Here is a 13,547-nt window from a genome sequence, read left to right as displayed (position 1 = left end):
GCGGCGGCGAACGACTCGGCGGCGGTGCGGGGGTGTTCCCAGGCGGTGGCGGACGTGAGGTCCGGGCGCGGGCCGGTGCCGGGGCGGTCCGTACGCTCCGTACGATCGTCAGCGTGGGCCGGCGGCGTGAGCGGGCGGGCGTACGAGGTGAGCGCGCCGCGACCGGTGAGGCCGAGCAGCTCCGCCTCCGCGAGGGTCCATCGCGCCAGCCGGGTACGCAACTCGGTGGTCACGGAGCCGGCCCGGTCCTGGTTGCCGTCCTCGCTCCGGTCCTGGTTCCGGCCTCCGTCCGGAGCCTCCGCTTCCGGCTCCGCTTCCGTCGAGTCGGTCGGCGCCCCCGTCGCACGGCCCTGCCGGGCCTGCCAGACCGTACCGGTCTCGTCCAGCAGGGTGCTGCCCCGCAGCGGCCGTTCCCACCGCAGCCGATCGGCGACCGTCGACGGCTCGGGCGCCGCGCCCGCCGGCAACTCGGCGAGCAGCGTCAGGGTGCGCTGCCGTACGTCCGGGGCGAGACTCCGATCCAGCCCCGGGCCGAGCGCGCCGAGGTTGCGGCCCTTGCCGTCCCGCGCGCCGACCAGCCCGGGCACCCGGGTCGCCGGCAGCCAGGCGCTGACCAGCCGGGCCCAGCGGCGGTCGGCGGGCTCGCGCAGCCAGTCGTCGTAGTCCGGGGTGGGCGCCCAGCGTTCCTCGGTCTCCCCGTCGGACGCCAACAGGCCAGCGGCGTAGGCCAGTTCAAGCCAGAACGCCGCCTCCGGGACCGGCCGGTCCAGGATGCCGGCGGCACGCCGCAGTTCCCGTACGCCCAGGCCACCCGCGCGTAGCACCGGTGGCGGCTCGGCCTCCCAGGCGCCCAGCAGCTCCTCCAGCGTGTCCAGCGCCCCGAACGCCTGTGCCGCGCCCGCCGCGTCCACGGCCGCCGCCGGATGCTCGCGGCGTACGTCCACCGCGGGCGGCACCGGCTCCAGGGCGCGGTGCGCCAGGCCGCCGCGCAGGTGCAACGCGACCTCGCGGGGCAGTACGACGGTGCGTTCGCCCGTCGGCAGCAGCAGGCCCCGATCCAGCAGCCAGGCCAGCGGGGCGCTGGGGGAGCGGTGCTGTGCGGTGCCGTACGGCGGGCCCCAGACCAGCTTGCCCAGCACCTCCATGCTCTGTCCGGGGGCGTGCGAGAGGAGCTCGGTCATCCGCCGCCGGTCGGCGAACAGTTCGCCGAGCGTGCCCAGCGCGCTCACCGGATCGTGGGTGGGGGGCAGTCCGGCCGCGCTCAGGATCTCCTGCAGCCGGCCCGGAGACATCCCGGAGGTGGCTTCCGTAAGCGTCGGACCCAACCCAGTGGGCGAGGGGCGGGAGGTGGCCGGCGCGAACACCTCGCGGGCGGTCCGTACGAGCCGCAGCCGGTCGTCCGCCCCCCACAGCAGNGGTGAGGTCAGCCTGGAGCAACACGTGGTCGACCGGTTCGGGCAGCAGCGGCGCCAGCGCGTCGGCCGCCTCGGCGGCGGCGGCGAACGACTCGGCGGCGGTGCGGGGGTGTTCCCAGGCGGTGGCGGACGTGAGGTCCGGGCGCGGGCCGGTGCCGGGGCGGTCCGTACGCTCCGTACGATCGTCAGCGTGGGCCGGCGGCGTGAGCGGGCGGGCGTACGAGGTGAGCGCGCCGCGACCGGTGAGGCCGAGCAGCTCCGCCTCCGCGAGGGTCCATCGCGCCAGCCGGGTACGCAACTCGGTGGTCACGGAGCCGGCCCGGTCCTGGTTGCCGTCCTCGCTCCGGTCCTGGTTCCGGCCTCCGTCCGGAGCCTCCGCTTCCGGCTCCGCTTCCGTCGAGTCGGTCGGCGCCCCCGTCGCACGGCCCTGCCGGGCCTGCCAGACCGTACCGGTCTCGTCCAGCAGGGTGCTGCCCCGCAGCGGCCGTTCCCACCGCAGCCGATCGGCGACCGTCGACGGCTCGGGCGCCGCGCCCGCCGGCAACTCGGCGAGCAGCGTCAGGGTGCGCTGCCGTACGTCCGGGGCGAGACTCCGATCCAGCCCCGGGCCGAGCGCGCCGAGGTTGCGGCCCTTGCCGTCCCGCGCGCCGACCAGCCCGGGCACCCGGGTCGCCGGCAGCCAGGCGCTGACCAGCCGGGCCCAGCGGCGGTCGGCGGGCTCGCGCAGCCAGTCGTCGTAGTCCGGGGTGGGCGCCCAGCGTTCCTCGGTCTCCCCGTCGGACGCCAACAGGCCAGCGGCGTAGGCCAGTTCAAGCCAGAACGCCGCCTCCGGGACCGGCCGGTCCAGGATGCCGGCGGCACGCCGCAGTTCCCGTACGCCCAGGCCACCCGCGCGTAGCACCGGTGGCGGCTCGGCCTCCCAGGCGCCCAGCAGCTCCTCCAGCGTGTCCAGCGCCCCGAACGCCTGTGCCGCGCCCGCCGCGTCCACGGCCGCCGCCGGATGCTCGCGGCGTACGTCCACCGCGGGCGGCACCGGCTCCAGGGCGCGGTGCGCCAGGCCGCCGCGCAGGTGCAACGCGACCTCGCGGGGCAGTACGACGGTGCGTTCGCCCGTCGGCAGCAGCAGGCCCCGATCCAGCAGCCAGGCCAGCGGGGCGCTGGGGGAGCGGTGCTGTGCGGTGCCGTACGGCGGGCCCCAGACCAGCTTGCCCAGCACCTCCATGCTCTGTCCGGGGGCGTGCGAGAGGAGCTCGGTCATCCGCCGCCGGTCGGCGAACAGTTCGCCGAGCGTGCCCAGCGCGCTCACCGGATCGTGGGTGGGGGGCAGTCCGGCCGCGCTCAGGATCTCCTGCAGCCGGCCCGGAGACATCCCGGAGGTGGCTTCCGTAAGCGTCGGACCCAACCCAGTGGGCGAGGGGCGGGAGGTGGCCGGCGCGAACACCTCGCGGGCGGTCCGTACGAGCCGCAGCCGGTCGTCCGCCCCCCACAGCAGGGCACGGGCACGCAGGGTGTCGAGTGCCCGCGGCAGCCGCGCGTCGACCGCCGCGCGCTCCGCCGGCTCGGGGGCGGCGCCGGTCAACAGCGCACGCAGCTCCTCGTACGGGCACGGGTCGCTGGCCACCGCCAGCGCCTCGGCGGTCTGTAGCGCGAAGCAGTCGAGGCGTTCTACGGTGCGTACCACCGAGGCCCGAGTGCCCGCGCGGGTCGCCAGCTGGGTCAGGTCGCCCGGCACCGGGGACAGCAGGTCGGGGCGAGTACGCAGGAGGTTCGCGAGAGTGCTGTCCGTGCGGGCGCGGAGATCGTCGGCGAGCGTACGGGACGGGGCGCCGCCGGGCTGCTGCTCGGTGCTCATCCGTCCCACATTAGCGGCTGACCTCGGGGAACGTCCCGGGTTCGTCCGTGCGCACGGCCCGATCCCGCTCCGGTGGGACGGCGCACGCGGTACGGTGCCAAGGTCAGGTGCCTCAGAAGTCGGCGGCCGTTGGGGAATTGGGTGGGGATCGAGAGCGACCAGCTGGTCTTCGACTATCTCAGTCGGGTCGGTGACCTGGCGCACGGCACCAGCATGACCGCCGCCGAGCGTGCGCGGTTGGTGAGCGGGCTGCGTACGGACATCGAGCGGATGCGGACCGCGGCGGGCGGCGCCGAGAGCAAGGCCGCGACGCGGAGGATCCTGCGGCGGCTCGGCAGGCCGGAGGACCTGGTAGCGAACGCCGACGGCGGCTCGGGCGGCTCGGCTGACGGGGGCGGCCCGGATGCCGGAGGCGGTACGGGCGCCGGAGGCGCTGCTCGTACGGGCGGCACGGACCCGGAGGCCGAGCGGCGCCCCCGCACGGGGAACCCGGCGGACGACACCCGGATGGCGACGCACCGGCCGTCCGTACCAGAGGAACCACGCTCCTCCAGGCTCCCCCGGGCACCCAAGCTGTCGGCGCCCAAGTTGCCGCGGCTGCCGCAGCAGTTGCGCAAGGACCCGGAGGCGGCGGCGGAACCACCGGCCGCCGCGCGGGGCGCCGCACCGCCGCACCTGGCCGGGATGGACGAGCTGGGACCGGAGGAGTACGAGGAGCCGGACTGGTGGAACATCGCGCCCGCGCCCTTCCGTGGCGGATCCGGCAGCGGAACCTCCGGCTCCCGTGCCGGTTCCGACGGCTCGGAAGCCGGAGGTACGACCTCCGAACGCCCCGGTTCGGACCTGGTGCCCGGCTTCGTGGGCGGCGTCGAACTGCCGGAGGTGATGAAACCGCCCGGCGAGGAGTCGACCGACGGGAGGGGCGAGGCGCCCAAGGCGCCCGGCGCGGGTGACAGTGACGGCGACGGCCCGCGGGCGCCGAGCGCGAAACCGGGCACGGACACGCCGTTCACCGAGTCCTCGGACAGCAGCACCAACAAGCCCGTGCGGTTCGGGCCGCTGCTGCGCCTCCTGGGGTTGGGACGTGACGCGGGTGGTCCACGGGCGGGCGGCTTCGTCGAACTGGCGGCGACCGTACTGCTGGTGGCGGGTGCCGTGGTCGGCTCGCTGCCGGTGTTGGCCGCCGGTTGGCTGGGGGCGTACTGGTCGCCGCGGCTGAGCCGTACGGAGGGGAAGTGGGCGGCGCTGGGCATGCCAGGGCTGGTCGCGGGCGGCATGATGCTGTGGCTGTGGGGGCGGGCGACGGAGAAGTGGGGGCCGGAGATCGCGAAGGGCGAGGGTGCGTTGGGGGACGCGCTGGGGGATGCCTGGCCGGTGGCACTGCGGGTGGCGGCGGTCAGCAGCGCGCTGTTCCTGCTGTGGCGCGCCCGCCGCCCGGGCGGGGGCGGCTGACGGACGCGCGGTTGAGGGTGCGCGGGCGTCAGGGGCGCGGGGGCTGGCCGGGGCCGTAGGGGGCGGTGGGATACGGGGTGTTGGCTGTGTGGCGGCGGTGGCGTACGTACAGGCCGGCGGCGCCTCCGGCGGCGAGGATGCCCGCGGTGGCGAGGCCGTAGGCGAGCCAGTTGGGGGCGGAGTCGTCGCCTGAGGCGGCCTGCTGCTTGTCGTCCTCGCTGTCCGAACCACCGGGCTTCGCCGGCTTGTTCGCGTCGGAGGCCGCCTTCCTCTCGCTGTACGGGCCTGGCAGCGGGTTGGTGTTCGGGTCTCCTGGGTCGCCGGGGTTCTTGAGTGCCACCCGGGGGCGTACGACGCCGTGGCCGATGAAGTCGTCCCGCTCGTCACCGTTCTTGGGGCCACCGGCGGTGTTCACCAACACCCGGGTCACCTGGTTCGCCGTCCAGTCCGGATGCTCGGCCCAGATCAACGCGGCCGAAGCGGAGGCAATTGCTGTCGCGTCACTCGTGCCATGGGTGGTGCATACGTCAGAGACATCGAGGCAAGCGCCAAGAATATCCTTTCCTGGAGCCGCCAAGTCTACTTGCTTTCCGGATTGCGATTCATCCGTAGAGCGTGCACGTTTATCAACCGCAGAAATTCCGATTACTCCTGGTGTTCCTGCGGGATAGTTGACTGTATTTCCTCCGTTGCCGCTGTTCCCTGTTGCCGCAAATATCATCTTTCCCTTGGCGAGGGCATAATTAATCGCGCTTCTCAGTTCGGGTGAACCCTCTCCAGATCCCATGGATATATTTATGATCTTGGCTTGCGAGTCTGCGGCATGGCGGATTGCCGGCCCAATATCCTTTCCAAAATTTCTTTGGGCTTCGGCTTCGTTTCTATAATTTTCGGATCCCTTGATCCTAAGTGGCAGGATTTTTGATTTTGGAGAAAGTCCGTACGATCCGTTTTTGGGACCTGCTGCGCCGGTGGCGGCGATGAGGGCTGCCATGCCGGTGCCGTGGCCTTTATAGTCGTCGTGGGCGTCGCCTGGGCGTGTGGAGAAGTCTTTTCCTTTGAGGACTTGGCCTTGGAGGTCGGGGAGGGTGGGGTCGACGCCGGTGTCGATGACGGCGATGGTGATGCCTTCGCCTTGGCTGGTTTTCCACATCTCTTCGGCCTGCATGGCGTCGAGGTGCCACTGCCGTTCCCGGACGCTTTCCGCGTGGGCGGGTACGGCGCCCACGCCCACCACGGCCAGCGCGAGTGCCGTTGCCGAGAGGTTCCTCAGTGCGGTCCGACCAGGACCGTAGCTACGCATGTGGTTCGTCTGCTCCCAGTCTCGGGTCACTCGACAACAGGCGGGGCGGTACGAGGAGTAGATCGCGTCCAGGTCTCCTCATCCTCCACGAGATAGTCCGGGCGCTCTGACCCATGCTCGCGCTCGTCCCGGCGCCCAGCAGTAGGACCCGTGGCGCCTGGTCCTCGGCCGGCGGGGTGGCTGGAGCGTGGCGAAGCCTCGTTGCCGCCCTGCGCCGCCGGGCGCACCAGTCCCGTACCACCCGGGGTGAAGGGCCGTCCTGGCGGTACGACACCCGAGCGTGGAAGACCGGCCGGGCCACCAGGTTGGGAGGCAAGCCTGCGCCCACCGCCCGGGCTCTGCTGGCCTACCGGACCGCCAGTCCCGGGCATGCCGGTCGGTGGGCGGTAGCCCGGAGGACGGGCTTGCTGGTTCTGGCCCGGCTGCTCACCACCGACCACCGTGGGACGGGGGATCGAACGCGGTTGCTGGCTGGGTTGGTTGATCGGCCGGCCCGCCTGAATCCCATCCCCGGGCGGACGCGTCCCCGGACGCGGCCCCATCGGAGAGGTGTTCGCCCCCGGTGGACGACCCGACGAATCCCCTGGCCCGCTGGGTGGCTTGGGCATCTGAGGACCGGCAGAGATCGGCGGGCGAGGTGCCGGCTGACCCGACTGCGGCGGTGGCATACGCCCCGGCGGCACAGGCCCCTCCGCCACCGGACCCGAACCAAGCCCAGGACCCTGCTGAGCAGGACCCGGCCCCGAAGACGGAGACCCAGAAGGCATCTCCGGAACCCTCACCCCACCCGCCACATCCACCCCAACATCTCGACTAGAGGTAAGAGGCGTAGGGGATGGAACACCATCGGCGGGACCGAGTCGCTGTTGCCCCACATTCTCGTCGGCCTGTTCCACTCCTTCTACACCCGGGCTATGTTGCTGGACAGAAACTTGCTGTTGCACTTTTTGTTCGGTTGGTCTGTAGTCGCGAGGTTTCGGCGGCATCATGGCTTCGGGCATGGGTGGGAAGGTGGGTCGCTCGAGCTGTTGGAGGGTCGCGGTGGTCTGTCCGTACGAGCGGGCCAGCTTCTCCATCTGGCGCACCGCCTCGCCATGCTGGTCGGCCAGCTGCTCCTGTGCCGCGTACGCCTCCTCGTACGACGGCCCCGGACCGTTGGACTTGTGCGACGGCGCCAGCGGACTGCGCCCCTCCAAGCCACCCGGGTTCAGCACCTCGAACCCCTCGATCACCCCACGCGCCTCGGCTGACGGCGTCGGCATATCCCGCCGCACCTCACGCAACACCTGCGCCGCACCCTGCATCGCCTCACCCGCACCCCGACTCATCAACCCCAACCGCAACGCCGCACTCGCCATCTCGTTACTCCACACCCCACACTCCGCCGCGCCCTCCCCCTCCCAATCCACCCGCGGCACATGCCGCTTCAAGTCATCCCCGATCTTCTCGATCACCTTCGCCGCCCGCACCAGCTTCTCCCCCAACCGCTGCGACTCCTCCGGATCAGCCCCCTCCACCATCCCCAACAACTCCTCATGCGAATACCCCGCGAAATCCGTCACCGCATAGAAGTCGGTGAAGATCTCCCCCGCACCAGCGAACGGACCCTCCAACCCACCCGAACCAGCCACAGTCCCACCCCTCCCCACACACGTCACACGACAGACGGACGGTTAAACGAGTCACCGGCAGCACAGACGACGCCCACCTCCAGGCGCATTCCCGCCTGTTGGTCGCCCCCGCTGGGCTCCCTACCCCCGGGTGTCACCCCTCGCAGGCAGCAGCATCCACTCGACCTGCAAGTAAGAACTACGGTCAGTAAGTTGATCAGTCATCATAGTAACTAGTCGGCCACGACGCCACCGTGTGGTCCGCGATGCAGGAATGTGGTCTCTGCCACCTTCGAGAACTCTGTCGATAGAGGGGGCTGTTCCCAACTGCTCCCGGGCGAAGTGCTGGTCGACGCTCAGCCGCTCCGCTTCGACAAAGGGCCTGATTCTGGCGGGCTGGGCAGTAGATGGCCATCATCCTCCGGACCCGTGTCCTCCAGTAGATACTCCACCTTTGATTCGGGATTCAGGGAAAGATCATTTTCGCAACCCAGTCTTTTACTTATCCTTTCGGAGGTTACTAGAAGAGCTTGAGTGGATTTTCTGTACTCTTGTTTTGCGTTGAGATCCTTGTTGGTCCAGTCGGCGTTTATAGTTCCACGAACTATTTGAGGGCTCTTCCCTGAAAGGCGGCAAGTGAAATACATGCTCGTTTGAGATTGAGAGCGTGCAAAGTGAATATCGATGAATGCAGAACCACTAGAAAAGTAAATATGTCCGGCCTTGCTGGATTTTGGTGCGCTAGACCATCCGTATTTTAGTTTAACGACACGCTTGCGGTGTCCCCAGTGGGCTGTGCCTGGGACGACACGCTTACCTCCCCTGAGTGGCCGAGGCCAGGGCAGACAAGGCCATCTTCTGGCAGTTGGCGCCAGCCGGGGTGAGCGCGAGTGCACCTGGCTACTGTGAGTAGTCAACAGTCACTGTAGTAGCCGGGCGCTCGTCCCACAACCGCCGCCGAGCACAGCTCCGTTGGCGCGAGCGACTGGCGTCACCCCTCGGCGAGGAACTTCTCCAACTGGTCCAGGATCTGCTCCGCGGCCGTGTAGCCGATGCCCTGAATCCACAGTTCGTCGTCGACCCGGTGTGCCTTGTCGTCCCTCACGACCTCCATGCCCTTCCACAGGCCGCTGTCCAGCGCGTCGTGTTCGCCGGACTTCTGCTTGTCGCCGTACGAGGTGTAGAAGAGGATGTCCGCGTCGGCCTTGTCCACCTGCTCCGGGCTGACCTCCAGCATCAGCCCGTCATGCGCGGTGGCCTTGTCGACGATCGGCGGACGGCCCAGGCCGACGTCCTTCAGCAGCGTCGCGATGTAGCTGCCGTCTCCGTAGATACGCATGTCCGCACCCTCGACGAAGCGGATCACGTTCGTCTCCAGGGAGCCGGCCGTCCGCTCGCCGCCGAGGGACCTGGTGACGCGGGTGACGTGTTGATCGTAGTCCGCCAGCACCTTCTTGGCCTCGGCCTCCTTGTCGAGGGCCTTGGCGTGCACCTGGAAGTTCTTCTTCCACTCGCGCCCGGTGGACTCGGTCATCACGGTGGGCGCGATCTGCTTGAGCTTGTCGTAGTTCTTGGCGTCCCGGGAGCCGTTGGTGAGGATCACGTCCGGATCGAGTTCCGCGATCTTCTCCAGGTTGGGTTGCCCGATGGTGCCGACGTTCTCGATGCCCTTCAGGTCCTTCTTCGGCAGGTAGCCCAGGAAGTCCTTGCCCACGTCGGCCTTCGTCGCGCCCACCGGACGTACGCCCAGTGTGATGGCGGAGTCCAACTCGGCGGTGTCCAGTACGACGACCCGCTTCGGGTTCTCGGGGACCTCCACCTTCCCCTTGTACGTACGCACGGTGTGGCTCGGTCCACTGCTCTCCGCCGAGCCGTCGGAGGCACCGCAGGCGGACAGCCCGAGGGCGGTGGTGAGGGTGAGGGCGGTGACGGCGAGCGTGGCGCGGCGCTTGGGCGTCGGCATGGGCTTGGCCTCTCCAGAATGTGTCCGGGTGTGCTCCCGGGTTCTTCGGTTGGGTAGGACGTGCTGCTGGATCGGACGTGCGGCGAGGCTGCGCGTGGGTCCGTACGGGCGTACGGGCACCGGCGCGCGCCGGCGGCTGTCGTACGGGCTACGGGTCCGGCGCGTCCGCCGGCTCGGGCTCGGGCTCCGGCTGGGGCCCGGAAGCGGACTCCAGCCCAGGCGTGCGCCTCGCCTCGTCCGCCGCCTCCGCCGTCTCCTCGGCGCCGGCCCGCCAGGGCGCCCCGGGCACGATCAGCGGACTGCCGGTCACCGGGTCGGGCACCACCACGCAGGCCAGTCCGAAGACCTCCCGCACCAGTTCGGCCGTCACCACCTCGCCCGGGTCGCCCCGGGCGACGATCCGCCCGTCCCGCATGGCGACCAGGTGGTCCGCGTAGCGCGCGGCCTGGTTGAGGTCGTGCAGCACCATCACGACCGTGCGTCCCCGGTCGTGGTTGAGCTGCCGGATCAGGTCGAGCACCTCGACCTGGTGGGCGATGTCCAGATACGTGGTGGGCTCGTCGAGCAGCAGCAGATCGGTGTCCTGCGCGAGCGCCATCGCGAGCCACACCCGCTGCCGCTGGCCGCCGGACAGCTCGTCCACGGGGCGTTCGGCCAGCGCGGTCACGTCCGTACGGCCCATCGCGTCGAGGACCGCCTCCTCGTCCGTCTCCGACCACTGCTGCCACCAGCGCTGGTGCGGTTGCCGCCCGCGCGCGACGAGGTCGGCGACCGTGATGGCCTCCGGCGCCACGGGGGCCTGCGGCAGCAGCCCGACCGAGCGCGCGATCTCCCGGGTCGGGATACGGGCCAGCTCCCGCCCGTCCAACAGCACCGCACCGCCACGCGGCCGGAGCAGCCGGCCGAGGGCACGCAGGGTGGTCGACTTGCCGCAGGCGTTCGGGCCGACGACCGCCGTCACCGCGCCGTCGGGCACCGCCAGGTCCAGCTCCCGCACGACCGTACGGTCGTCGTAGGCGAGGGTGAGGCCACGGGCGGCGAGACGGGACGGGCGCGCGGAGTCGCCGCCAGTGGAGTCCGTACGGGCCGAGTCGCCGGGCGCGGTACCGGTCGAACCAGCCGGTGAAACAGCGGCCGAACCGCNCGCGAGCCACACCCGCTGCCGCTGGCCGCCGGACAGCTCGTCCACGGGGCGTTCGGCCAGCGCGGTCACGTCCGTACGGCCCATCGCGTCGAGGACCGCCTCCTCGTCCGTCTCCGACCACTGCTGCCACCAGCGCTGGTGCGGTTGCCGCCCGCGCGCGACGAGGTCGGCGACCGTGATGGCCTCCGGCGCCACGGGGGCCTGCGGCAGCAGCCCGACCGAGCGCGCGATCTCCCGGGTCGGGATACGGGCCAGCTCCCGCCCGTCCAACAGCACCGCACCGCCACGCGGCCGGAGCAGCCGGCCGAGGGCACGCAGGGTGGTCGACTTGCCGCAGGCGTTCGGGCCGACGACCGCCGTCACCGCGCCGTCGGGCACCGCCAGGTCCAGCTCCCGCACGACCGTACGGTCGTCGTAGGCGAGGGTGAGGCCACGGGCGGCGAGACGGGACGGGCGCGCGGAGTCGCCGCCAGTGGAGTCCGTACGGGCCGAGTCGCCGGGCGCGGTACCGGTCGAACCAGCCGGTGAAACAGCGGCCGAACCGCTCGGTGAACCGGCCGGCCCCGGACCGGGGTCCGGCGGGCTGCGGTCGGTCCAGGCGGCGGAGGCGTCACGGGTCGAGTGGGTCATGCCTTGGCTCCGGGGCGGCTGCGGACGATGAGGAACAGCAGATACGGGGCGCCGATCGCGGCGGTCAGCACGCCGACCGGCAGTTCGACCGGAGCGAACAGCCGACGGGCCAACAGGTCGCCCAGCACCACGACGCACGCGCCCAGCAGCGCCGAGGACAGCAGCGGGATCTGCGCCGTACGGGTCAGCCGGCGGACCACCTGCGGGGCGAGCAGCGCCACGAAGTCGACCGGTCCGGCGGCTCCGGTGGCCACCGAGGCCAGCGCGACTCCGGTGCCCACCAGCACCAGCCGGTCGCGGCCGAGGCGGGCGCCGAGCGCGGTGGCCGTGTCGTCGTCCAGCGTGACCCGGCGCTGCGCCCGGGCCGACCACACCACGAAGGGGAGCAGCGCCAGCAGCGCCCAGCCCAGCGGTGCCGCCTGTTCCCACCCGCGTCCGTTCAGTGAGCCGGTCATCCACACCTTGGCCTGTTGCGCCACCAGGTGGTCGCCCTTGGTGAGGAAGAGCTGGGTGACCGAGCGCAGGGCGACCGCGACCCCTACCCCGATCAGCACGAACCGGGTCGCCTGAAGTCCGCCGCGCCAGGCCAGGACGTACACCAGCGCGGAGGCCGCCAGCCCTCCGACCACGGAGACGTACGGGAGTACGGCCTGCGAGGTCAGTCCGTAGGTCAGCGCGCCGACGGTGGCGGCGGCGGCGCCGTGCGTGACCCCGATGATGTCGGGGCTGGCGAGCGGGTTGCGGGCGACCGTCTGGATCAGCGCCCCGGAGATCCCGAGGGCGGCGCCCACCAGCAGGCCGACGACGAGCCGCGGCAGGCGCAGGGTGCCGACGACGAGCTGGTCCGGTGAGGGCTGCCCGAGCAGCACCCGCACCACCTCGCCGGGCGGGACGGTGCTCTCTCCGAAGGTGAGGTTCGCGATCACCGCCGCGGCCAGTACGACCGCCAGCAGGCCGGTGACCACGGCCGTTCGGCGGTGCAGCAGGAAGGAGGCCCGGTGTCGGCGCAACGCCCGGTATCCGGCGGGCGCGCCGTGGCGCGTGCGCGCCGGGGCGGCCGGTGCCGTACGCACTGGGCCGGGGCCGGAACCAGAGCCGGGGCCGGGGCCGGCAGCCGTACGGTCGGTGTCGCGGGCCGTACGCTCAGCAGCCGTGCTCCCGGAACCAGTGCCGGTGGCCGTACGCTCCGCGCTCACGCAGCCACCCCCTTCCCCCGCACCAGGACCACCAGGAACGGCACTCCGATCAGCGCCGTCATCACCCCCGCCGGGACCTCGCCGGGCGGCATGACCAACCGCCCGACCGTGTCCGCGACCAGCAGCATCACCGGACCGAGCAGCGCCGCCATCGGCAGCAGCCAGCGGTGGTCCGTGCCCACGACCGCCCGCGCGACGTGTGGCACGGCCAGCCCGACGAACGCGATCGGTCCCGCCGCCGCGACCCCCGCTCCGGTGAGTACGGTCGCGCCGAGCCCGCCGACGATCCGTACGGCCGCGATGTTCTGCCCCAGTCCCTTCGCCATGTCCTCGCCCAGCGCGAGCGCGTCCAGGCCACGTGCGACGAACGCCACCAGCAGCAGACCGGCGAGTACGAACGGCCAGGTCTGCGCCGCCACTTCGGCGTCCCGGCCGGACAGCGATCCGACCTGCCAGAAGCGGTACTCGTCCAGTGCCGCGGCCCGGGTGGTCAGCACGGCCGCGATGACCGCGGCCAGCAGCGCGTTGACGGCGGCCCCGGATAGCGCGAGCTTCACCGGGGTGGCGCCGCCCCGCCCCCGTGCGGCGACGGCGTACACCGCCACGGAGGCGACGCCGGCGCCGGCGATCGCGAACCACATGTAGCCGCCCGTCGTGTGCACCCCGGCGAACGCGATGGCCAACACCACGCCCACCGACGCGCCCTGGCTGACGCCGAGGATGCCTGGCTCCGCGATCGGGTTGCGGGTGAGCCCCTGCATCACCACGCCGGCCACCGCGAGCGCCGCCCCGACCAGCGCGCCGACCAGGGTGCGCGGCAGCCGCATGGTGCGTACGACCTCTGTCTCCGCCGCGGAACCGCCGTGCAGCAGCGCGTCCCAGACCTGTGCCGGGGCGATGGGCCGGCTGCCGAGGGCCAGGGAGAGCAGGGCGGCAAGCGAGAGCGCCGCGAGCGCCGCGAACGTCCAGCCGAGCCGGCGGG

Annotated in this window: 7 protein-coding genes and 3 pseudogenes; 2 read left to right on the top strand and 8 right to left on the bottom strand. The window is 71.6% G+C overall.

The features are described from left to right. Window positions 1–1,415, bottom strand: a pseudogene (locus AN216_RS31200) (DNA-binding protein); the annotation flags it as partial. After that, window positions 1,402–3,267 (bottom strand): annotated as a pseudogene (locus AN216_RS29970) (DNA-binding protein); the annotation flags it as partial. The pseudogenes AN216_RS29970 and AN216_RS31200, both read right to left, overlap by 14 nt. A gap of 141 nt (window positions 3,268–3,408) precedes the next feature. Between AN216_RS29970 and AN216_RS05265 the strand changes: the two are divergent. Then, window positions 3,409–4,719 (top strand): hypothetical protein, encoded by a 1,311-nt coding sequence (locus AN216_RS05265; protein ID WP_070195413.1) that lies wholly within the window; start codon window positions 3,409–3,411, stop codon window positions 4,717–4,719. A 28-nt stretch (window positions 4,720–4,747) separates the two neighbouring features. On the opposite strand, the gene mycP is transcribed toward AN216_RS05265, so the two are convergent. Further along, window positions 4,748–5,887, bottom strand: a complete 1,140-nt coding sequence (mycP, locus tag AN216_RS26505; protein ID WP_170843035.1) for a type VII secretion-associated serine protease mycosin — start codon at window positions 5,885–5,887, stop codon at window positions 4,748–4,750. Between the two features lie 1,122 nt (window positions 5,888–7,009). Between mycP and AN216_RS28580 the strand changes: the two genes are divergently transcribed. Further along, a complete protein-coding gene (locus tag AN216_RS28580) occupies window positions 7,010–7,591 on the top strand; it encodes a hypothetical protein (RefSeq protein ID WP_139140860.1) in 582 nt (193 codons plus the stop codon). Window positions 7,592–8,623: 1,032 nt separating this feature from the next. Here the strand turns inward: AN216_RS28580 and AN216_RS05250 are convergent. The 5 genes and pseudogenes from AN216_RS05250 to AN216_RS05235 form a co-directional block, all read right to left on the bottom strand. Then, on the bottom strand, window positions 8,624–9,595 hold the full coding sequence (locus AN216_RS05250; protein ID WP_070195410.1) for an ABC transporter substrate-binding protein: 972 nt from the start codon (window positions 9,593–9,595) through the stop codon (window positions 8,624–8,626). Between the two features lie 148 nt (window positions 9,596–9,743). Beyond that, window positions 9,744–10,592 (bottom strand): ABC transporter ATP-binding protein, encoded by an 849-nt coding sequence (locus AN216_RS05245; RefSeq protein ID WP_244502327.1) that lies wholly within the window; start codon window positions 10,590–10,592, stop codon window positions 9,744–9,746. A 135-nt stretch (window positions 10,593–10,727) separates the two neighbouring features. Beyond that, a pseudogene (locus tag AN216_RS29965) lies at window positions 10,728–11,138 on the bottom strand (ABC transporter ATP-binding protein); the annotation flags it as partial. Between the two features lie 227 nt (window positions 11,139–11,365). Continuing rightward, window positions 11,366–12,442: a FecCD family ABC transporter permease gene (locus tag AN216_RS05240; protein WP_070195418.1), complete on the bottom strand. Its 1,077-nt coding sequence runs from the start codon at window positions 12,440–12,442 to the stop codon at window positions 11,366–11,368. A gap of 119 nt (window positions 12,443–12,561) precedes the next feature. Continuing rightward, window positions 12,562–13,547, bottom strand: a 986-nt coding sequence (locus AN216_RS05235; RefSeq protein ID WP_079166281.1) for a FecCD family ABC transporter permease, incomplete at its 5' end; no start/stop codon positions are given.

It is taken from the genome of Streptomyces oceani (assembly GCF_001751245.1).
Taxonomy (GTDB): domain Bacteria; phylum Actinomycetota; class Actinomycetes; order Streptomycetales; family Streptomycetaceae; genus Streptomyces; species Streptomyces oceani.
The sequence above is the reverse complement of the archived record's forward strand: the minus strand, read 5'-3'. Positions and strand labels throughout refer to the sequence as shown.